General features: G+C 69.4%; 21 protein-coding genes and 2 riboswitches. Of the genes, 11 read left to right on the top strand and 10 right to left on the bottom strand.

All coding sequences use genetic code 11. The features are described from left to right. Window positions 1–7: 7 nt before the first annotated feature. Window positions 8–119: riboswitch (TPP riboswitch) on the top strand. A gap of 3 nt (window positions 120–122) precedes the next feature. The 5 genes from DFR72_RS16590 (at window position 123) to DFR72_RS16570 (ending at window position 3,103) form a co-directional block, all read left to right on the top strand. Beyond that, window positions 123–1,070, top strand: coding sequence for an FAD-dependent oxidoreductase (locus DFR72_RS16590; protein WP_342768652.1), 948 nt, complete (start codon window positions 123–125; stop codon window positions 1,068–1,070). Further along, window positions 1,067–1,267 (top strand): sulfur carrier protein ThiS, encoded by a 201-nt coding sequence (gene thiS / locus DFR72_RS16585; protein ID WP_170176285.1) that lies wholly within the window; start codon window positions 1,067–1,069, stop codon window positions 1,265–1,267. Before DFR72_RS16590 ends, thiS begins: the two co-directional genes overlap by 4 nt. 1 nt (window position 1,268) lies before the next feature. Then, on the top strand, window positions 1,269–2,024 hold the full coding sequence (gene thiG / locus DFR72_RS16580; RefSeq protein WP_090065304.1) for a thiazole synthase: 756 nt from the start codon (window positions 1,269–1,271) through the stop codon (window positions 2,022–2,024). A 75-nt stretch (window positions 2,025–2,099) separates the two neighbouring features. After that, on the top strand, window positions 2,100–2,543 hold the full coding sequence (locus tag DFR72_RS16575; RefSeq protein WP_229693556.1) for a MarR family winged helix-turn-helix transcriptional regulator: 444 nt from the start codon (window positions 2,100–2,102) through the stop codon (window positions 2,541–2,543). Between the two features lie 107 nt (window positions 2,544–2,650). After that, window positions 2,651–3,103: a type II toxin-antitoxin system PemK/MazF family toxin gene (locus tag DFR72_RS16570; RefSeq protein WP_114773691.1), complete on the top strand. Its 453-nt coding sequence runs from the start codon at window positions 2,651–2,653 to the stop codon at window positions 3,101–3,103. A gap of 323 nt (window positions 3,104–3,426) precedes the next feature. On the opposite strand, the gene thiD is transcribed toward DFR72_RS16570, so the two are convergent. The 4 genes from thiD to DFR72_RS16550 all read right to left on the bottom strand — a co-directional run bounded on the left by thiD (window position 3,427) and on the right by DFR72_RS16550 (window position 7,305). Further along, window positions 3,427–4,242: a bifunctional hydroxymethylpyrimidine kinase/phosphomethylpyrimidine kinase gene (gene thiD / locus DFR72_RS16565; protein WP_090065305.1), complete on the bottom strand. Its 816-nt coding sequence runs from the start codon at window positions 4,240–4,242 to the stop codon at window positions 3,427–3,429. Continuing rightward, window positions 4,239–5,879, bottom strand: coding sequence for a phosphomethylpyrimidine synthase ThiC (gene thiC / locus DFR72_RS16560; protein ID WP_090065306.1), 1,641 nt, complete (start codon window positions 5,877–5,879; stop codon window positions 4,239–4,241). The genes thiD and thiC overlap by 4 nt, the downstream gene beginning before the upstream one ends. Beyond that, a riboswitch (TPP riboswitch) is annotated at window positions 5,869–5,993 on the bottom strand. It overlaps the preceding gene by 11 nt. A 171-nt stretch (window positions 5,994–6,164) precedes the next feature. Then, window positions 6,165–6,401, bottom strand: coding sequence for a hypothetical protein (locus tag DFR72_RS16555; protein ID WP_147290331.1), 237 nt, complete (start codon window positions 6,399–6,401; stop codon window positions 6,165–6,167). A gap of 301 nt (window positions 6,402–6,702) precedes the next feature. Further along, window positions 6,703–7,305 (bottom strand): LysE family translocator, encoded by a 603-nt coding sequence (locus tag DFR72_RS16550; protein WP_090065308.1) that lies wholly within the window; start codon window positions 7,303–7,305, stop codon window positions 6,703–6,705. Window positions 7,306–7,392: 87 nt separating this feature from the next. Between DFR72_RS16550 and DFR72_RS16545 the strand changes: the two genes are divergently transcribed. Then, complete coding sequence (locus DFR72_RS16545; RefSeq protein ID WP_211335438.1) at window positions 7,393–8,337, top strand: aldo/keto reductase; 945 nt, start codon at window positions 7,393–7,395, stop codon at window positions 8,335–8,337. On the opposite strand, the gene DFR72_RS16540 is transcribed toward DFR72_RS16545, so the two are convergent. Then, window positions 8,334–8,915 carry a peptide deformylase gene (locus DFR72_RS16540; RefSeq protein ID WP_090065310.1) on the bottom strand — a complete coding sequence of 194 codons (582 nt, stop codon included), beginning with the start codon at window positions 8,913–8,915 and terminating at the stop codon, window positions 8,334–8,336. The genes DFR72_RS16545 and DFR72_RS16540 overlap by 4 nt on opposite strands. 108 nt (window positions 8,916–9,023) lie before the next feature. Between DFR72_RS16540 and DFR72_RS16535 the strand changes: the two genes are divergently transcribed. Then, window positions 9,024–9,302 (top strand): DUF3263 domain-containing protein, encoded by a 279-nt coding sequence (locus DFR72_RS16535; protein ID WP_089910320.1) that lies wholly within the window; start codon window positions 9,024–9,026, stop codon window positions 9,300–9,302. Then, on the top strand, window positions 9,302–9,922 hold the full coding sequence (locus DFR72_RS16530; RefSeq protein WP_090065311.1) for a LytR C-terminal domain-containing protein: 621 nt from the start codon (window positions 9,302–9,304) through the stop codon (window positions 9,920–9,922). Before DFR72_RS16535 ends, DFR72_RS16530 begins: the two co-directional genes overlap by 1 nt. A 371-nt stretch (window positions 9,923–10,293) precedes the next feature. Here the strand turns inward: DFR72_RS16530 and DFR72_RS16525 are convergent, their stop codons facing one another. The 5 genes from DFR72_RS16525 to moeA form a co-directional block, all read right to left on the bottom strand. After that, window positions 10,294–12,453: an AAA family ATPase gene (locus DFR72_RS16525; RefSeq protein WP_090065312.1), complete on the bottom strand. Its 2,160-nt coding sequence runs from the start codon at window positions 12,451–12,453 to the stop codon at window positions 10,294–10,296. Between the two features lie 112 nt (window positions 12,454–12,565). Next, on the bottom strand, window positions 12,566–13,534 hold the full coding sequence (pssA, locus tag DFR72_RS16520) for a CDP-diacylglycerol--serine O-phosphatidyltransferase (protein WP_090065313.1): 969 nt from the start codon (window positions 13,532–13,534) through the stop codon (window positions 12,566–12,568). Further along, a complete protein-coding gene (locus DFR72_RS16515; RefSeq protein ID WP_089908648.1) occupies window positions 13,534–14,229 on the bottom strand; it encodes a phosphatidylserine decarboxylase in 696 nt (231 codons plus the stop codon). The genes pssA and DFR72_RS16515 overlap by 1 nt, the downstream gene beginning before the upstream one ends. A gap of 205 nt (window positions 14,230–14,434) precedes the next feature. Next, window positions 14,435–15,859, bottom strand: coding sequence for a M48 family metallopeptidase (locus DFR72_RS16510; RefSeq protein ID WP_090065314.1), 1,425 nt, complete (start codon window positions 15,857–15,859; stop codon window positions 14,435–14,437). Between the two features lie 31 nt (window positions 15,860–15,890). Further along, window positions 15,891–17,132 carry a molybdopterin molybdotransferase MoeA gene (gene moeA, locus DFR72_RS16505; protein WP_170176284.1) on the bottom strand — a complete coding sequence of 414 codons (1,242 nt, stop codon included), beginning with the start codon at window positions 17,130–17,132 and terminating at the stop codon, window positions 15,891–15,893. 71 nt (window positions 17,133–17,203) lie between these two features. On the opposite strand from moeA, the gene DFR72_RS16500 reads away from it, so the two are divergent. The 3 genes from DFR72_RS16500 to DFR72_RS16490 all read left to right on the top strand — a co-directional run bounded on the left by DFR72_RS16500 (window position 17,204) and on the right by DFR72_RS16490 (window position 19,429). Next, a complete protein-coding gene (locus DFR72_RS16500; protein WP_090065315.1) occupies window positions 17,204–17,845 on the top strand; it encodes an AIM24 family protein in 642 nt (213 codons plus the stop codon). Window positions 17,846–17,933: 88 nt separating this feature from the next. Continuing rightward, window positions 17,934–18,140 carry a cold-shock protein gene (locus DFR72_RS16495; protein WP_090014840.1) on the top strand — a complete coding sequence of 69 codons (207 nt, stop codon included), beginning with the start codon at window positions 17,934–17,936 and terminating at the stop codon, window positions 18,138–18,140. Window positions 18,141–18,208: 68 nt separating this feature from the next. After that, entirely contained in the window at window positions 18,209–19,429 is a 1,221-nt protein-coding gene (locus DFR72_RS16490) for a serine/threonine-protein kinase (protein WP_090065316.1), read from the top strand. The last annotated feature ends 121 nt before the right edge of the window (window positions 19,430–19,550 follow it).

Genomic DNA, 19,550 nt, shown 5'->3' with positions numbered 1-19,550 from the left:
TGTTGAAGTCGGTCCGCACGGGAGCCTGGAGAACACCGGGCTGAGAGGGAGCGTGGTTCGCTCCGACCGTCGAACCTGATCCGGGTCATGCCGGCGCAGGGAGCGTGAATGCCTTGAGCAGTGTGGAAGTGGCCGTCCGGGGTGGCGGTGTCATCGGGCTGTCCGTGGCCTTGGCCGCGGCACGGGCCGGGTTCTCGGTCTCCGTGTTCGACGAGGGCTCGCCGCACGCGGGTTCGCGGGTCGCGGGCGGCATGCTCGCGCCGTTGACGGAGGCCTGGCCGGGCGAGGAAGCCGTGGTGGCGCAGGGTGTCGAGGCCCTGGCGATGTGGCCGGAGTTCGCCGCCTCGATCGGCGTCCCGCTGTTCGACGCCGGGACGCTGGCGGTCGGGACGCAGCCGGGTGACCTCGCCGACCTGCGGCACGCGGGGGAGTTGCTGACCTCACGGGAGATCCGGGCGCTCGAACCTTCCCTGGGCCCGGCGGTGCGCGGTGGCGTGTACGCGGCCGGGGATCTCGCCGTCGACAACAGGGTGCTGCTCTCCGCACTGTGGAAGGCTTGCCGGGACGCCGGAGTCGTGTCCTCAGTGGAGGGAAAGATCACGGTGATCGCGGCCGGGGCGTGGAGCGGCCGGCTGCACCCCGTCCTGAAGGACGTGATCCGGCCGGTCAAGGGCGAGATCCTGAGACTCGCGCACCGGCCCGGCGCCTTGCCGCCCCCTCGCCACACGATCCGAGCGCTGGTCTCCGGCCGTCCGGTCTACCTGGTGCCGCGCGACGACGGCCTGGTCGTCGGCGCGACCCAGTACGAGGCCGGGTTCGACACCGACGTGTCCGTCGCGGGCGTGCGGGACCTGTTGCGGGACGCGGAAACCGTGCTGCCGGGCATCGCCGAGTACGCCCTGACCGAGGCCGCCGTCGGGTTCCGCGCGGGCAGCCCGGACAACGTGCCGGTGGTGCGATGGCTGGAGCCGGGCGTCATTGCTGCGACGGGCCACCACCGCAACGGCCTGCTGCTGGCCCCGCACACCGCTCAGGTCGTCGTCGGCCTGCTCCAGGGAGGAAGTTCGTGAAGGCACAGGTGAACGGGACCTCCCGTGACTTGGCCGACGGCACGTCGGTGGCCGCGGTCGTGACGCTGGTGGGAGCACCCGAGAAGGGCGTGGCCGTGGCGCTCGACGGTGCCGTGGTGCCGAGGGCGTTGTGGGACAGGACGATCGTGCCGGACGGCGGCGTCGTCGAGGTGCTGACCGCGGTCCAGGGAGGCTGACGTGGACGATCCGCTGATCATCGCGGGCCGGGAGTTCCGGTCCAGGCTCATCACCGGCACCGGCGGTGCCGCGAACCTCTCGGTGCTGGAACGGGCCCTGGTCGCGTCCGGCACCGAGCTGACCACCGTGGCGATGCGCCGCGTCGACGCCGCAGGTCAGACCGGTGTGCTGGAGTTGTTGCGGCGCCTTGGAATCGAGGTCCTGCCGAACACGGCCGGCTGCCGCACGTCCGCCGAGGCCGTGCTGACCGCCCAGCTGGCGCGCGAGGCGCTGGAGACGAACTGGGTCAAGCTCGAGGTCGTGCACGACGAGGAGACCCTGCTGCCGGACCCGGTCGAGCTGCTCGAGGCGGCCGAGCGGCTGGTGAACGACGGCTTCGTCGTCCTGCCCTACACAAACGACGATCCGGTGCTGGCGTTGAAGCTCCAGGACATCGGGTGCGCGACCGTCATGCCGCTGGGCTCTCCGATCGGCACGGGTCTCGGCATCCGCAACCCGCACAACATCGAGCTGATCACTTCCCGTGCTTCTGTTCCAGTAGTTCTGGACGCGGGCATCGGCACGGCCTCGGACGCGGCCCTGGCGATGGAACTCGGCTGCTCAGCGGTGTTGCTGGCGACCGCGGTCACCAGGGCCCAGGATCCGGAACGGATGGGCGCCGCCATGCGTTGTGCGGTCGAGGGCGGACGGCTGGCGCGCTTGGCCGGACGAATTCCGCAGCGCTTTTGGGCCCAAGCGTCTTCGCCGGGTCTCTGAGTCGCTACCTTGGGTACTCACGTGTTGGGGGATGATTGAGCACTACCTGAAATCCGCCGAGGAGGACGACTAGCCGTGACGGCCCCCATTGACGCCGAGGTCGAGGACGCGACCGCGCGCCTGTACCTGGCGATCGGCCGGCTGGCCCGGTTGCTGCGACGCACCGGTTCCCCCGGACTCGGCCCCGGCGCGGTCTCCGCGCTGGCCACCCTCGCGCGCTGTGGCCCCATGCGCCTGGGAGACCTGGCGAACAAGGAAGGCGTGGCACCCCCGACGTTGTCGCGCATCGTCGCCGCGCTGGTCGAAGCCGGGTACGTGAAGCGCGAACCCGACCCGCAGGACGGCCGCGCCTGGCTCGCCACACCCACGCCCGAGGGCGAGACGATGGTGTCCGGCGTGCGGTCCGCGCGGGTGCGCGAGCTGCAGCGGCGGATCGAACAGCTCACGCCGGAGCACATCTCGGCCCTCGTGGGCGCTCTCGACGCACTGGAGACGCTGGTGGGCGAGGAGCCGAAGTAGGTCGTGCTCCCGCGGGCCGCCCGAGCCGGGCACGACGAGGTGCGTACCCGGCCAGTGCTTCAGCAGTAGATCGTGATCTTCATGGCTGGGTGGCTGCTGGAGGACGGATGCGGCGAGGCGAGGTCTGGTGGGCCGAGTTCGACGAGCGACGGCCTGTCGTGCTGTTGTCCGGCGAAGATCCATCCAGCTTCCGGGCGATGCAGGTCGTCGCCCCGGCGGATACCGACATCTCCGGTCTTGGAATCGAAGTCGCGGTCGGCGCCCATGAAGGACTGCCCTTCGACGGCGTGCTGCGGTTCGGGTTTCCGTGGCCGGGCTCTGTCTCGTGTACCTGGCTGACCACCTTGCGCCGGGAAGACCTGGTGGAGCGGGCAGGCGTGGTGTCCGCAGCCAAACTCGACGAGATCGACGACGCCCTGCGTGCCAGCCGGCGACAAGCGGAGTGGACCCCTGCCGCAGCGGCCAGGCTCAGCGAGATCAAAGACTCCCTCCGCCGGCGGACTCGGGCAGCCGCGGGAAGAAGCAACGAACAAGATCGCGATCTACGGCTGGAGCACTAGGCGACGCAGCAACGCCTGGTTGCACGTACGGCTCCATCGTCATGATCTCGCCGTCGAAGTCGCGTTCGGACGGCGTGCCCTTCGCTGCCTTCACCCTGGTGTGCGCGCCATTTACCACTGCGGGTCCAAGGAGATCTGCTCGAGGCGATCCTCGACGACGAGATCACGCACCGGTTCCGCACCAGGAACCGCCTGCTCCGCGGCCGCTTCGCCGCGGGACTGGGCGAAGCGGCCGCGACCGAGCTGATCGCGTTCCTCGAAGGCGCGCTGACGGTCTGGCTGCTCGATCCGGAGACGACCGACCTGAGGGCGATGTACCCCCGCTACCTGTCGAGGCTCCAGAACGGCGACACCGGGCCGACGCCGGCGCCCAGGGGGTAGGCGGCCTCCACGGACTTCACGATGAAGTCCTTGCCGAACCGCACTGCCTCCGGCACCGAAGCACCACGAGCGAGCGCCGAGCTGATCGACGACGCCAAGGTGTCGCCGCTGCCGTGCGTGTTCTGGGTGTCGTAGCGCGGGCCGGGCAGTTCGATGAACTCACGGCCGTCGTAGAGCAGGTCGAGGCACTCCGGGTCGTCCCACATGTGGCCGCCCTTCACGAGCACCCACTCCGGGCCCAGCGCGTGCAACGCCTCCGCCGCCACGCGCTGGTCCACGCGGTCCTTCACCTCGATGCCGGTGATCAGCCGCACCTCGTCGAGGTTCGGCGTCACCAGCGTCGCGCGCGGGAACAGCAGGCCGCGCAACGCGTCCAGGGCGTTGTCGGCGAGGAGTTGGTTGCCGTGCATGGACGCCGAGACCGGGTCTACGACGAACGGGGTCTTGCCCGAACCGATGCCGACGCGGTCCAGGGCCGGTGTGATGGCCTCGATGATCGCCGCCGACGCGAGCATGCCGGTCTTCGCGGCCTGCACGCCGATGTCCTCGGCGACCGAGATGATCTGCGCCGCGACCGTGTCCGCCGGGATCTCGGAGACTCCCGTGACGCCCAGCGAGTTCTGGACCGTCACGGCCGTCAGCGCGACGCAGCCGTGCACCCCGCACGCGAAGAGCGTGCGGAGGTCGGCCTGGATGCCCGCACCACCGCCGGAATCGCTTCCGGCGATGGTGAGGACCCTGGGTGGTGGCTCGGTCACGAAGTCTCCACGACCGGGAGGTAGACCTTGTTGCCCGTGTCGGCGAACTCGCCGGACTTCTCCGCCATGCCCGCCTCGATGGCATCCACAGTGGACAGTCCGCGTTCCTCGGCGTAGCGCCGCACGTCCTGCGTGATCTTCATGGAGCAGAACTTCGGCCCGCACATCGAGCAGAAGTGCGCCGTCTTCGCCGGCTCCGCGGGGAGCGTCTCGTCGTGGAACGAGCGCGCGGTGTCCGGGTCGAGCGACAGGTTGAACTGGTCCTCCCAGCGGAACTCGAAACGCGCCTTCGACAGCGCGTCGTCCCAGTCCTGGACGCCGGGGTGGCCCTTGGCGAGGTCCGCGCTGTGCGCCGCGATCTTGTACGTGATCACGCCGGTCTTCACGTCGTCGCGGTTCGGCAGGCCCAGGTGCTCCTTCGGCGTGACGTAGCAGAGCATCGCGGTGCCCAGCCAGCCGATCTGCGCCGCGCCGATCGCGGACGTGATGTGGTCGTACGCCGGTGCGATGTCCGTGGCCAGCGGCCCGAGGGTGTAGAACGGCGCCTCGCCGCACCACTCCTCCTCGAGCCGGACGTTCTCGGCGATCTTGTGCATCGGCACGTGGCCGGGGCCCTCGATCATGACCTGGACGTCCTTGGCGCGCGCGATGTGCGTGAGCTCGCCCAAGGTCCTGAGCTCGGCGAACTGCGCCTCGTCGTTGGCGTCCGCGATGGAACCCGGCCGCAGCCCGTCACCCAGCGAGAACGTCACGTCGTAGGTGCGCAGGATGTCGCAGAGCTCCTCGAAGTGCGTGTAGAGGAAGCTCTCCTTGTGGTGCGCGAGGCACCACGCGGCCATGATCGCTCCACCGCGCGAGACGATGCCGGTGACGCGCTTGGCCGTCAGCGGCACGTACCGCAGCAGCACGCCCGCGTGGACCGTCATGTAGTCGACGCCCTGCTCGGCCTGCTCGATCACGGTGTCGCGGTAGACCTCCCACGACAGCGCCGCCGGATCGCCGTTCACCTTCTCCAGCGCCTGGTAGATCGGCACGGTGCCGATCGGCACGGGAGAGTTGCGCAGGATCCACTCGCGCGTCTCGTGGATCCGCTTGCCGGTGGACAGGTCCATGATCGTGTCGGCACCCCAGCGGGCCGCCCACACCATCTTGTCGACCTCGTCCTCGATCGACGACGACACCGCGGAGTTGCCGATGTTGGCGTTGATCTTGACGAGGAACTTCTTGCCGATGATCATCGGCTCGGCCTCGGGGTGCTTGCGGTTCAACGGAATGACCGCACGCCCGATGGCCACCTCCTCGCGCACGAACTCCGCGTCGAGGTTCTCGCGCACCGCGATGTAGCGCATCTCCGGGGTGATGATCCCGGCCTTCGCGTACGCGAGCTGGCTGACAGCTCCGTTGATCGGTTCCCGTGCGGCGATCCACCCCGACCTCAGGTCAGGGAGTCCACTGTGGACGTCGATGGTCGCGTTGTCGTCGGTATACGGACCGGAAGTGTCGTACAGATCGACATGTTCGCCGTTGGTCAGTTCCACCCTGCGGAAAGGCACACCATCGCGGTACACCTTGCGAGACCCCGAGATCGGGCCTGTGGTCACACTGGGCTTGACCGAACGGTCGTCAAGTGCCGTCACGACATTCCTCCCTACGCCGGCATTACCCGGTCAGGTTCAGGCGGTCGGTGACACCGGCACTACGGCCAGTCACCCTCTCAGCCCGCTCAGGCGCGAGCTCCCGCGTTGTGTTGAGTTGTCGAGAACCGACCATAGTCAGAGCGCGCCGTAGCTGCCAAGGGCGTCGTTTGCCCCTAATCTCTTCCTCGTGGCTGATCACCAGCCGTTCCCGCCCGGCGCGCGTCGCGGTCAGCGCCCCGCCGTGGTCTCGGCATGCCCTTCCTGCGGGGAACTCGCAGGTCGGGGTTACCCCGACTGCGGCTTCTGCGCGGAACTGCTCGACCAGTTCTGGCTCGCGGACTGGGAGGCGCTGAGAACGTCGTCCCAGCTGGCGGACCGGGAGCTGGCCGAACTGGTCACCTCCGCGGACGTCGGCCAGTACCCGTGGACGTGCGTCGACTGGGCGATGACGCTGCTGGCGTGCTCACGCTGCGGAGCCGAACTGGGCACCGGGCCGGTCGAGTGCGTGCGGTGCGCGGTCACCGAGGAGCGCCGGTGGAGCTGGGACCACGCGGCGCACCCGTACACGATGAGCGCGAACGAGCACTTGCTTCGCGTGGCCCGCGCGGCCCTGCGCGCACCTCACCGGCGTCGTCCGGCCGTCGTGCAGGCCTGGCAGCTGGTGCTGCCGTTCCTGATCGCCGGTGAGGTGATCGAGTTCGGCCGTCTCGACCGGATCCGTGCGCACGTGCTGGCCGGCGGCTACGCGTCGATGGCCGGCTGCCACACCTTCGACGAGCTGGCCGGGCTGCCGGAGCTCTTCTGGCGCCGCGGCAACCCGATCTCAACGCGGGTCGAGTACCAGCCGGACTCCGAGCGCCAGCAGCACGCAGCCCGACAGCTTCTCGAGCGCGGGACGGACGCGCGGCCGGCCGAGCCAGCCCCTGATCGTGTGCAGGACCGAGACGATGACCAGGTACCAGACGGTGTCGATCAGCACCCATCCGGCGGCGAGGAAGAGCAGAACCCCCTGGCCGGCCTCCCCGGCAGGCACGAACTGCGGTAGGAACGAGATCGCGAACACGCCGAGCTTCGGGTTGGCCAGGTTCACGACCAGGCCGCTGCGGAACGCGTGGCTGGCGGGCGGCGGCGCGGCGTCGGGCAGGCTCCTGCTGATCAGGGCCTTGACGCCCAGGTAGATCAGGAAGGCCGCACCCGCGATCCGCAGCGCGTGGAAGGCGATCTCGGACGCCGTGAGCAGCACGCTCAGGCCCAGGGCGGCGGCGACGGCCCAGCAGGCGACGCCGACCTCCATGCCGAACACCGTCGCCAGCGCGGCTTTTCGCCCGTGCACCGACTGTCGCAGGACCATGGCCGTGCCAGGTCCGGGCGACAGCGCGATGAGGAACGAGGCCGCTACGAAGGCGACGATGTTTTCGATGGGCATGCCTCGATGGTCGCTGGTCGCTGCAATTTCTTTTTGTTGGAAGCGGCGGGTTGACCTGGAGTGCACTCCAGGATGTTCGGTGTCCCCATGACCTTGGAACTGGGGAAGTTGGGTTTCGGCACGTGGGCCATGGGTGGGCCGTTCTCGGGCCCGGACGGCCTGCCGGTCGGCTGGGGACCGGCGGACGACGGCGAGTCGGTCAAGGCACTGCGGCGGGCGGTGGAACTGGGCGTGACGCTGTTCGACACCGCGGACGTCTACGGCTGCGGGCACGCGGAGACCGTGGTGGGGCAAGCGCTTGCGGACATGCGTGACCAGGTGTTGATCGCCACGAAGTGGGGGTGCGGGTTCGATGCCTCCTCGAAGCGGATGACCGGGAACGAGGGGTCGGTCGAGTACCTGCGCCGCGCCGTCGAGGGGTCGTTGCGGCGGCTGGGCACCGACCGGATCGACCTCTACCAGCTGCACGTGGGCGACCTCGGGCTGGAGGAGGCGGCGCTGCTGCGCGACGAGTGCGAGGCGCTGGTCGCGGCCGGCAAGATCCGCGCCTACGGGTGGAGCACCGACGACGTCGAGCGGGCGCGGTTCTTCTGCGAGGGCGAGCACGGGATCGCGGCGCAGGCCGACATCAACCTGCTGTTCGACAACCCCGCGATGTACGCGGGCGACTTCGCGGTGCTGTGCCGGAGGCCGTTGGCGATGGGACTGCTCGCGCGGGAGACGTTCTCGGAGTTGCCCGCGGACGACGTGCGCGTCACGAACCCGTCCTGGCTGCGGTTCTTCGTCGACGGGCGGCCGTCACCCGAGTACTTCGCGGCTCGTGAGGCCGTTCGGGACGTGCTGACGTCGGGTGGGCGGACGTTGGTGCAGGGGGCGCTGGCGTGGTTCTGGGCGCGTTCTCCCCGGCTGGTGCCCATTCCGGGGGTCCGGACGGTGGCTCAGGTCGAGGAGAACGCCGCGGCGCTGGAGTTCGGTGCTCTGACGGTGGAGGAGTTGGGGCAGGTGGAGTCGGTGCTCCGGCCGCAGTCCTAGTCCTCGTCGTCCTCGTCGAAGTTCGCGGGATCGGTCGGGTCCCAGGAGAGACCCGGCTGGTTCCACTCGTTGTCGCGCAGCATCCGCTTGGCTTCCTTCTTGTACCGGCCGATCAGGCGGTCGGTGTAGAGGTAGCCGTTGAGGTGGTCGGTCTCGTGCTGCAGGCAGCGCGCGAAGAAGCCGGTGCCCTCGACCTCGAACGGCTGCCCGTCGAGGTCCTGGCCGGTCACCTTCGCCCAGTGGGCGCGTCCGGTCGGGTACGCCTCGCCGGGCACGCTCAGGCAGCCCTCGAAGTCGTCGTCCGGGTCCGGCATGGTCTCCGGGACCTCGGAGGTCTCGAGCGTCGGGTTCACGATCGCACCGCGGTGCTGGACACCCTCGTCGTCCGGGCAGTCGTAGACGAAGATCCGCAGGTCGACGCCGATCTGGTTGGCCGCGAGCCCCACTCCGCGCGCTGCTGCCATCGTCTCGAACATGTCGGCGGCGAGGGTCTTCAGCTCGGTGTCGAACTCGGTGACCTCGCGCGTCGGGTTGTGGAGCACGGGGTCGCCGGCGATGCGGATGCGGTGGACGGCCATGGCTGAACTTTATGCGGTCCAAAACTGTCGGTGTCGCGCGGTAGGTTGGAACGATCACGTGATTGAATTGCCCGCACCTGAGATGGTGTGGCGACCGTGGGGAGCCAGATGGATCACGCCGAGACGCTCACCTCCGCTGACGGGCTGACCAGCCGCGAACGCACGATGCTCGCGTTCGAGCGTCAGTGGTGGAAGTACTCGGGATCCAAGGAACAGGCCATCAGGGAACTGTTCGACATGTCCGCGACCCGCTACTACCAGCTGCTCAACGCGCTCGTTGAATCCGAAGCCGCCCTGGCTGCCGATCCGATGCTCGTCAAACGGCTGCGCGGTGTCCGGACAGGCCGCCAAAGGGTTCGCGCCCGCGCCAGGAGCACCGAGGACTGATGACCTCCCCCGAGTCCGCAAGCCCGTCCCGTCCGGCCAAGGCCGCCGGTTTCGCCCTGCTCGGCGTTGCCGCCGTCGCGTTGGTGATCGGCGTTGTCAGCCTCTTCAGCGGAGGGGGTTCTGACACGCCCCCTGTTGCTGAGGGGTCTTCTACAGCGCCTCCTGCGGCTACTACTTCTGAGCAGGCCTCTTCTGGGCAGCCGCCTGCTTCTACTCCGCCGTCGTCTGCTGCGACTACTACGGTGGCTTCGCCTACCGCGCCCACCGCGCCTGCTTCGTCCGCTGTTGTGCCGCCTCCGCCTGTTACCCAGCCTGGGACTGCCAAGGCTCCGGTTCGGATTTACAACAACTCGACCATCACCGGGTTGGCGTCCAAGGCCTCGGATGAGGTTCGGGCCAATGGGTGGGCGGTCGAGGGGACTGGGAACTACTCCGGTGGGACTATCCCCACTACTACCGTTTACTTCCGACCTGGGACTGAGGAGGAGGCTTCTGCGAAGGAGCTGGCCTCGGTTTTGAGGGCTCGGGTTGAGCCTCGGTTCGACGGGATCCAGTCTTCTGCGCCTGGGATCATTTTGATCGTCACCAATGACTATCAGGGTGTTTCCAAGAACAAGTAGGGCGCGTCGGTTGGGATGCGTTCCCCTGTTGCGTTGGCGGGCTTGCGGTTGCGTGCTTCCCCTGGGGGCTCTGCCCCCAGACCCCCGGCAATCTGATCGGGGGGTCCACGCCACGGGCGGGTAGATGGCACGCCTGTTGCGTTGGGCGGCCGCCGGTTGCTTAGAGGGTTGCGTTGGCGGTGGGTCCCGTCACGAGTCGCACCAAGAGCGGGCCACATGCAGGTAGGGGTGTCAAGCTGACGAAAAGCGTGTCCGCTTGACACCCCTACCTGCATGCAGCAAGAGCTATGGCGCGACTCGTGACGGGACCCACCGCCCAGCCCGTGCGGTAAGGACGGCTCGCCTTCGGCTTCGCGTGCGATCAGGCTGGCTTATTTGCTGCGGTTTGCTGCGTATGCGGCTAGTGACACCAGTTGTGCTGGGTCCAGGGATGGGCGCACTACCGTTCGTGCTTTTGCCAGGTGGGTTTGTGTTACTTCTGCTGCGTCCAGTGATTCGCGCATTGCCGTTAGTGCTGCTTCTCGTACTAGGGCTGCGCAGTCTGCTGCTGAGTACATGTCCAGTTCGCCTGCCAGGGTGGCCAGGTCCACGTCGTTGGACAGTGGTGTGTTGCGGGACGAGGCCTTGAGGATTTCTGTGCGGGCCTCTGCGTCTGGTGGTGGCACGTAGACGAGGCGTTCCAGGCGGCCTGGGCGTAGTAGGGCTGGGTCGATCAGCTCTGGGCGGTTCGTTGCTGCGATGACCACCACGTCGCGGAGGGGTTCTACGCCGTCCAGTTCTGTCAGGAGTGCGGCTACTACTCGGTCTGCTACTCCTGAGTCTGATGATTGGCCTCGGCGTGGGGCCAGGGCGTCCACCTCGTCCAGGAAGATCAGGGCCGGGGCTGCGTCTGCTGCTCTGCGGAAGAGTTCTCGTACCGCTCGTTCTGACTCGCCTACGAACTTGTCCATCAGTTCTGCGCCCTTGACCGTCAGGACGTTCAGCTGGCCCGAGCCTGCCAGGGCTCGGACCAGGAACGTCTTGCCGCATCCCGGTGGGCCGTAGAGCAGGACGCCTCGTGGGGGTTCTACTCCCAGGCGGGCGAAGGAGTCCGGGTAGCGCAGGGGCCAGAGGGCTGCCTCGGTGAGGGCCTGCTTGACCTCCTTCATGTCGCCCACGTCGTCCAGCGTGAGGCCGCCGGTTTGCACGGTGTCGGAGGCGGACATGGAGATCGGGCGGACCGTGTTCAGGGCGCCCAGCAGGTCTTCTTGGCCCACTCGGGGTTCTGCTACCTCGCGTTGGCGCAGTGCTGCTCGTACTGCCGCTTCTCGGCGCAGGGCGCAGAGGTCTGCCGCTACGAAGCCCGGGGTGCGGGCCGCCACCTCGCCGAAGTCCACATCGGACTCCAGGGGGACGTCGCGGAGCAGGACCCGCAGCAGTTCTGTTCTGCCCGCTGTGTCCGGGAGGGGCAGTGTCAGTTCGCGGTCTACGAGGTCCGGGGCGCGTAGGCGGGCGTCTGCTGACTCTGCCCTTGCCGAGGTGACCACCAGGGCCAGGTTCGGGCGGGAGATCGCCGTGCGGAGGATGTCCAGGACGACTGTGGCCACCGGTGGTGGGGTGGTCGGCAGCAGGGCGTCGATGTCGGTGATCAGCAGGACCGTGGGCTTTTGTGGGACGCCTGCGATCGCGTCGCCCAGCTGTTTTGCCATCGCGCCTGGTTCCAGGACGGCGATGCTGGGGGCCGCCAACTCCACCACTGTGGCGTCTACGGACCTTGCTACCGCGCGGACCAGCGTCGCCTTGCCCACGCCTTCCGGGCCGCTGACCATTGCGGCCAGTCTCGCGGAGGCGCCCAGCTTCGTGAGGAGGTCGGGCTGGCGGAACATCAGTTCCAGCCACTCGGTCAGGCGGCGGGCCTGGTCGCGCTGGCCCACCAGGTCGGCGACCGGGAGTGCGTCGTGCTTCTCCTGCACCACGACGGGGGTGACTTCGGCGGCGGGGGCCTGGGCTGAGCGCCAGCCCACGACGCTCGACGGCTGCACCGCCACCGGGCCCGCCGGGTCGGTCGAGGTGATGGTGATGAGTTCGTTGGTCCACGTCATGCCGATGGCGTTGGACAGCCTGCGGCGCGTCTCGGAGACGTTGGCACCGGGCGGCGGGGCCAGGTCCTGGGGGAGCAGCGAGACGTTGTCGCCGACGGTGAGGACCTTGCCGGTCAACGCCATGCGCACGTGCTCTGGCGTCAGTGCCGTGGTGGCGAGGCGGGAGCCTGCGACGGTGATCGAGCGCGCGGCCGTCACCTGGACCGGGGCCACGACGATCTCGGAGCCCTCGACCACGCCCAGGTTGGTGAGCGTGACGTCGTCGACCAGGACGACGCCGGGCGGTTGTTCACCGGCTGCGGCCAGGGCGGCGCTCACGCGGGAGCCGGTCAGCTTCACCGCGTCCCAGGCGCGCAGGCCCAGGGCGTCGAGCACCTCCGGGTGGAGGCGGACTACGCCGCGCCGGGTGTCCAGTGCGGACGGGGACAGGCGAGCCGTCAGCGTGATCACGACGCCGACTCTAGTTGACCTCGTGCGAATGCGGAGTTCGTTGGCGGTGAGGGCAAAGACCGGGGGCCGGACACGTTCGACGTGTCCGGCCCCCGGTTGGAAGTGCTGACCATCAGCGCTTCGGCTGGCGCCTGAGTCCCAGCTGCCGCCACGAACGGCGGCGTCCGTTGGCACTGGGCACCGCACCTTCCGCCGCCGCAGCGGTGGAAGCGTCACGCCGTGGGCGGCGTACGGCGCGCATGGCCGCGCCGGCGACGCGACCGTGCAACGGCTGACGCAGGCCGAGGCGGCGTGCGGCGACACCGTGGGCGCGCTTGATGGCGCGGCGGTCGGCGCCCGTGACGGTCCACGCCTCGGGGTGCTTGGACAGCCACACGTACCGGCGCACCGAGTACGGCAGGTGTGCCAGGTACACGACCATCGCGATGATCAGTGCCACCAACGGGTACGTGATGATCGCGGCGGCCAGCAGTCCGATGAGGACCAGCAGCGGTGCCACCGCGCGCGGCGGCACCTTCACGGTCTTCACGGAGAGCGTCGGGATGCGGGACACCAGCAGCATCGCGACCACGACGGTCCAGACGCCGACGGCGATCGGCTCGTTCCACCAGCCGTCGACGCGCACCTGCTCCTCGATGATGAGCGGGAGCAACAGCAACAGGCCGCCTGCCGGAGCGGGGACGCCGACGAAGAACTCCTTCGCGAACGGCGGTTGTTCCTTCTCCAGCAACGTGTTGAAGCGGGCCAGGCGGACCACCATGCAGACCGCGAAGATCAGCGCGATGACCCAGCCGGCGCGGCTGCCCTCGAACTTCCAGAGGTAGATCGCGAGCGCGGGTGCGACGCCGAACGAGATGGCATCGGCCAGCGAGTCGAGCTCCGCGCCCATCTTCGACGTCGCGTCCAGCATGCGGGCGATGCGGCCGTCCAGGCCGTCGAACACGGCCGCTGCCGCGATCGCGGCGATGGCCGCGCCCCACATGCCGACGTTCGCGAAGTGCACTGCGGACAGGCCCGAGCACATGGCCAGGACCGTGATCGCGTTCGGCAGCAGGCGAACGCCGGGCCCGCTGGGCGCCATCAGGCCTCCGGGAGTTCGGCGAGAACGGTCTCGCCGCCGATCGTGCGCTGGCCGGCCTCGACCAGGACACGGCTGCCGCGCGGGACGTAGAGGTCGACGCGCGAACCGAAGCGGATCAGGCCGTAGGTCTGACCGGCGGTGACCTTCTCGCCCTCGGCGACCTCGCACACGATGCGGCGCGCGACCAGGCCGGCGATCTGCACGACGACGAGGTCGTGGCCGTCGACGGTGCGCAGCCACACGGTGTTGCGCTCGTTCTCCTCGGAGGCCTTGTCGAGGTCGGCCGAGAGGAACTTGCCGGGGTGGTACGAGACCTGGACGACCTCGCCGTCCGCGGGCACGCGCTGCACGTGCACGTCGAAGACCGAGAGGAACACGCTGACGCGCGTCATCGGCTGCGAGCCGAGGCCGAGCTCGGCGGGCGGGACGGCGTCGACCACGTGCGAGACGGTGCCGTCGGCCGGGGCCACGGCGAGGTTCGGACGGGTCGGCGTCACGCGCTTCGGCTCGCGGAAGAACCACGCCACCCACGCCGTGACCAGCGCGAGGACGACGCCCAGGCGCTTGAAGCGCAGCCGGACGAGGAGGGTCGCGATCGCCGCACCGGCGACGAACGGGCGCCCAGCCGGGTGCATCGGCGGCACCATGCCGCGCGCGAGTTCGAGGAAGTGGGAGACGGGCTTCTCGCTGCTCATCGTGTCTGTGGGTTCCGTAGCTTCCGTGGATTGTCGGGCGGCATCACGCTACGGCAACACGCCAAACCGCCCATCGGGACTGCCGGAAAGACAAGTGGCCGGTAGGCCCGTGCATCCCCCGACGAACGCACGGGCCCGACCGGCACCTGCGGTCAGTGTAATCCCCGTCACATGGCGTTAACAACGTCGCTGGGTGAGCGTTCCGTCACAATCCGTCGATGCCGAGGGCCCGCAGCCTGAAGCGGACGTTCGGCACCTGGTTAGCGTCACGCACAGCCGGTGCGACCAGGTCTTCCGGGTAGACCGCAGCTCCGTCCGGCATCCGCAGCACGAACAGTCCGCCCCAGTTGAGTTCCAGCGTCGCGCGGTTAGCGGATACGAGCATGTCAGCGACCATGCACCCGAAGAGTTCCGTCACGGCGTCGACGGCGGCCTCGTGCACCTCGGCCTGGGTCAGCGACGCGTCCACCGGTGCTCCGGTCAGCTTGTGCAGCTGCGCGCCCTCCAACGCCCTGAGCACGTCGGCGACCGTCTCGCCGACCTTGCTCACCCTGCCCGCGTGCCGCAGCAGGTCGGCGTGACGGCGGACCAGCACCGGCCCGGCCAGCGGGGCGAGCTCCTCCCAGGTGATCGGCGGCCCCTGCACGCCGACCAGCGCCGCGACCTCCTCCGGTGGCGTGCCGCCGAGCAACGGCCACGACGAGCGCTCGTCCATCGCCTCGGCGACGCCACCGGTCCGCGGGTGCTGCCGCGCGATGGTGGCCACCCGTTCCCGGATCGGCGGGTGGCTGTTGAACACCGACGACGGTTCCTGCGCGGCCAGCAGCGGTTCGATCTCGCGCAGCTGGTGCACGCGTCGCGGGTGGTCGAGGTAGGCGCGGAAGCCCTCCAGCAACGGAGGCGTGCGCCCTGCCAGCACGGCCAGCGACACGTACCAGCGCTTGTAGTCCTCCCAGGCGACGCCCAGCGGGCCGCCGCGCAGCAACGACCGCGTCGACGCCTCGCGGCCGGCCGCCGCCACGGACACCTCGTCGGCGAAGCGCTCGTGCTTGCGGCTCTCCGAGGCCGCGGCCAGCGCGTACAGCTTCGCCCACGCGTAGAGGACGCCGACGAAGGCGGTGTCCGTCCTCGACACCAGCCCGAGGGCGGTCTGCGCGCGGGAGGTGAGCGCGGAGACCCGCGTGTGTCCACCGCCGTAGTGGCCGAGCTCGTGCGCGAGCACCGACCTCAGTTCGCCGATCGTCATCCCGGCCAGCCACGGCAGGCCGAGCTCCATGTACCGGGCGCCCCGGCGTTCCCACACAGCCGCGTTCGCCTTGTCGACGAGCCGGAGCTCGTCCGGACTGCGGGTGCCCGCGATCACCGCGAGCTCGTCGACGTGCTGCCACAGCTCCGGGTGCGTCGCGCGGGTCAGCGGGACTCCCTCCGCCCGCGGGCGCGCCCAGACCGCCACGACGACCGCGTACAGCATCGGTGCGCCCACCAGGAGCGCCAGCGCCACGAGCCACCAGCCGCCCTCGGTCTGTCCCCGGCCGAAGAGGACGGCCGCGAGCACACCCAACCCCGTGACGATGCCCGCCGCGAGCACGAAGAACCCGGCGAGCATCACCAACGCCAGCGCTGCTCTCATGTCCTGCTTCCCCCAGAGATCGTTCTGCCTGCTACTGCAGGTATCTCACGGTGACCTCTGCTCCCGCAGCCAGTTCGGTCACGTCCTCCGGCACCTCGATCAGGCAGTTCGACAGCGCGAGCGCCGACAGCAGGTGCGATCCCGGACCGCCGACGGGCGTCACGACCTGGCCGGACGACGGGTCGTGCAGGCCGCGCCGGAACTGCGTCTTGCCCGCCGGAGAGGTCAGACCCGTCGTGATCCTGGCCTGTGCGGTAGGGCGTTCGGTCTGCTCGTGACCCATGGACGCCAGCAGCGCCGGCCGCACGAACACCTCGAACGACACCTGCGCGCTCACGGGGTTGCCCGGCAGCGACAGCACCGGCACGCCCTCGTACCGGCCGGAGCCCTGCGGCCCGCCCGGCTGCATCGCGACCTTGATGAACTGCATGTCGTGGTCCGCGAGGGCGTCCTTGACCACCTCGTACGCGCCCGCGCTGACCCCGCCGGACGTCATGATCACGTCCACCGAGCCCAGGTACGGCTTCAGCGCCTGGTGGAACGCCTCGACGTCGTCCGGCACGAACCGCAGCTGGATCGCGACGCACCCCGCGTCCCGCACCGAGGAGGCGAGCATCATGCCGTTCGACTCGTAGATCTGGCCGAGCTCCAGCGGCCGGCCCGGTTCGACCAGCTCGGAGCCCGTCGACAGGACCAGCACGCGCGGGCGGCGGCGCACCGGCAGCTCGGGCAGGCCGAGGGCGGAGGCGAGGCCGAGCGTGGACGGGCGCAGCACGGTGCCCGCGGCCAGCACCGCGTCGCCCTTCCGCACGTCGTCGCCGCCGGTGCGGATGTTCTGGCCGGGCTCCACGGCCCGGTTGATCGTCACGGTCTCGGTGCCGCCGTCGGTCCACTCGACCTGGACCACCGCGTCCGCGCCGGGCGGCAGCGGGGCGCCGGTCATGATCCGCTGCACCGTGCCGGGCTCCAGCGGGTTCAGCTCCGTGCGGCCCGCCGGGATGTCGTCGGCCACCACGAGACGGACCGTCTCGTCTCGTGCGGGACTGTCTACGGCTCCGACGAGACGGACCGTCTCGTCTCGGCGGAGGTCGGCGGCACGCACCGCGTACCCGTCCATCGCGGAGTTGTCGAACGGCGGCAGGTCCAGCGGCGCGATGACGTCGGCGGCGAGCACGAGCCCGAGGCACTCCTCGAGCGGGAGCTGCAGCACGGGCATCGACCCGACGAGCTCCGCGACGCGCTTGCGGTGTTCGGCGACAGTGGTGGGGGACACGACTGCATACTGCCAACGTCGCGGTGGCCGTGACGACCGCTCTGCCCCGTTTCCTCCCGGAGGTGTTGTTAGTGCAGGTCAGGACCAGGCACACACCGACGTTCGGCGTGGCGAGGCTCGTTCTCGCGCCCGGCGAGGCGGTGCTGGCCGACCCGCTGACCATCGCGGCCACCAGCTACGGGCTCGCCGTCGAGGTGAAGGGCGCGGGCGCCAAGGCCGTCGCGCTGTGCACCGCGGGCACGGAGGGCGGCTGGATCGACGCGGCGCCCGTGCTGCCGGGGGACCTGCACCAGGTCGAGCTCGACGGGACGCACGGCTGGTGCCTCGCCCGGCACAGCTGGATCGCGTCGAGCAGCACGGTCGCGATGAACCCGGAGGCGCCGCCGATGCAGGCGATCTTCGGGGGCGCCGAGGGCTTCATGAACTACGCGCACGGCCAGGGCGCGGTGGTGCTCGCCTGCTACGGCGCGCTCGACCTCGTGACGCTGGAAGCGGGAGAAGCGGTGACCATCAGCAGCGATCACGTCGTGGCGTTCGCGGACACCGTGCAATGCCGTCTTCGGCCATCGGCACCGGATGGCGTGCAATCCATTCAGACAGGTGAGGGCCTGGTGTTCGACTTCGCCGGTCCCGGTGCCGTGCTGACCCAGGCGCGCGGTCCCCGCCGGCTCACCACCTGGTTGCGCGCCAACGGAGTCAGCCCTCGTTCATGACTCCGTAAGGAGGTATCCGCGTGAGATTTCTTCTTTTAGCGTTGCGTTCTGCGCTTTGCGCGTGATGCGTGATCTGAAGGAGGACGTCTTGGCTCTCGGTACCGTCAAGTGGTTCAACTCCGAAAAGGGATACGGCTTCATCGCGACCGATGGCGGGCCCGACGTGTTCGTGCACTACTCGGCGATCCAGATGGAAGGCTTCCGGACGCTCTCAGAAGGCGACCGGGTGGAGTTCGAGGTGCAGGCGGGCCGGGACGGGCGCAGCCAGGCCTCGGACGTGCGCCGCGCCAGTTAGAACCGACCTGATCACAGCTTGGGCCAACCCCCGGCACGCCGATCCGGCCGGACGTTAGGCTGCCTTGCGTGTCGGAGGACCTGAGCGGACGGCGAATCGCCCATTACCGGATCGACGGTGTGCTGGGTCGCGGTGGCATGAGCGTGACGTACCGGGCCACGGACGTGAGACTGGGCCGGAAGGTCGCGCTCAAGGTCATCGGTGAGCACCTGGCGCCCGACGCGGAGTTCCGCGAGCGGTTCGTCGACGAGGCGCGCAACACCTCCGCGATCGACCACGCGAACATCGTGCCGCTGTACGACTTCGACGAGGTCGACGGCCTGCTCTACATCGCGATGCGGCTCGTGGACGGCCAGGACCTGTCCGGGCACATCAAGGAGGGGCCGCTCACCCCCGCGCGCACGTTGTCGCTGCTCGCCCAGGTGGCCGAAGCGCTCGACATGCTGCACGGCAAGGGCCTCGTGCACCTCGACGTGAAGCCGGCCAACGTGCTGGTGACCCAGAAGGAGGGCGTGCGCGAGCACGTCTACGTCGCCGACTTCGGCCTGACCCGCCGCGGCGCCACCGGCCACCGCACCCGAACGGGTGATTTCCTCGGTTCGCCGACCTACGCGGCGCCGGAGCACCTGCGCGGCGAGCCCGTCGACGGCCGCACCGACCAGTACGCGCTCGCGTGCATGCTTTTCGCCTGCCTCTCCGGCCGTCCGCCGTTCCAGGGCGGCGTGCAGGAGGTCATCGCGGGCCACCTCAGCAACGTCGTGCCCGCGCTGTCCCAGGTCGTGGCGTTGCCGCCGGCGATCGACGACGTGATCCGCAAGGGCACCTCGAAGGACCCGGCGCAGCGGTACGCGAACTGCGCCGAGCTCGTCAACGCCGCCCGCGTCGCTCTCGCCGGGGTCGCGCAGGGCTCGGCTCCCGCTCAACTCGGGCCGCAGTCCGGCTCGTTCCCCGCTCAACCGCCGGTCTCCGGGCCGATGCCGGTGCAGCAGGGCCAGTACCAGGGCTACCAGCAGCAGTTGCAGGACCCGGTCCGGCTGCGCCCGCCGAACCAGGTGGGAGTGAGCGCGTTCACGTCGTCCGGCAGGAAAGAACGTCCCGCGTGGTTCGCGCCGGTGATCGCGGCCGCCGTGGCGATCGTGGTGATCATCATCGTGGTCGTCATCCTTTCGCCTGGTGACGAGCCCGCGAGGCAGCCCAAGACGAGCTCGGCGCCGTCGCTGAACATCGGCGACGAGACGACCTCGAACAAGCCGCTGCCGACCTCTGTGCCGGTGCGCACATCACGCTGAAAGTCCCCTGGGAGTCCTCCGGGTTCGCTTGCACTCGACGTGCCCGAGTGCTAAACACGAACTAGCACTCGGCAACGTCGAGTGCCAAGTAGTGAGGCTAGGACTGGTGAGGCCCTCCGGG

This window comes from Lentzea flaviverrucosa (genome assembly GCF_003350445.1).
Classification (GTDB): Bacteria; Actinomycetota; Actinomycetes; order Mycobacteriales; family Pseudonocardiaceae; genus Lentzea; species Lentzea californiensis.
Note: the sequence above shows the minus strand (reverse complement) of the source record. Positions and strands in the feature narration are given on the sequence as shown.

What these genes read in the sequence shown, in the direction of transcription:
- pssA (WP_090065313.1), bottom strand. Translation starts at nt 13,534, where the DNA reads ATGGCGCCCAGCGGGCCCGGCGTTCGCCTGCTGCCGAACGCGATCACG.
- DFR72_RS16535 (WP_089910320.1), top strand. Translation starts at nt 9,024, where the DNA reads ATGGATCACGCCGAGACGCTCACCTCCGCTGACGGGCTGACCAGCCGC.
- DFR72_RS16540 (WP_090065310.1), bottom strand. Translation starts at nt 8,915, where the DNA reads ATGGCCGTCCACCGCATCCGCATCGCCGGCGACCCCGTGCTCCACAAC.
- DFR72_RS16550 (WP_090065308.1), bottom strand. Translation starts at nt 7,305, where the DNA reads ATGCCCATCGAAAACATCGTCGCCTTCGTAGCGGCCTCGTTCCTCATC.
- DFR72_RS16515 (WP_089908648.1), bottom strand. Translation starts at nt 14,229, where the DNA reads ATGAGCAGCGAGAAGCCCGTCTCCCACTTCCTCGAACTCGCGCGCGGC.
- DFR72_RS16570 (WP_114773691.1), top strand. Translation starts at nt 2,651, where the DNA reads ATGCGGCGAGGCGAGGTCTGGTGGGCCGAGTTCGACGAGCGACGGCCT.
- DFR72_RS16510 (WP_090065314.1), bottom strand. Translation starts at nt 15,859, where the DNA reads ATGAGAGCAGCGCTGGCGTTGGTGATGCTCGCCGGGTTCTTCGTGCTC.
- DFR72_RS16545 (WP_211335438.1), top strand. Translation starts at nt 7,393, where the DNA reads ATGACCTTGGAACTGGGGAAGTTGGGTTTCGGCACGTGGGCCATGGGT.
- DFR72_RS16530 (WP_090065311.1), top strand. Translation starts at nt 9,302, where the DNA reads ATGACCTCCCCCGAGTCCGCAAGCCCGTCCCGTCCGGCCAAGGCCGCC.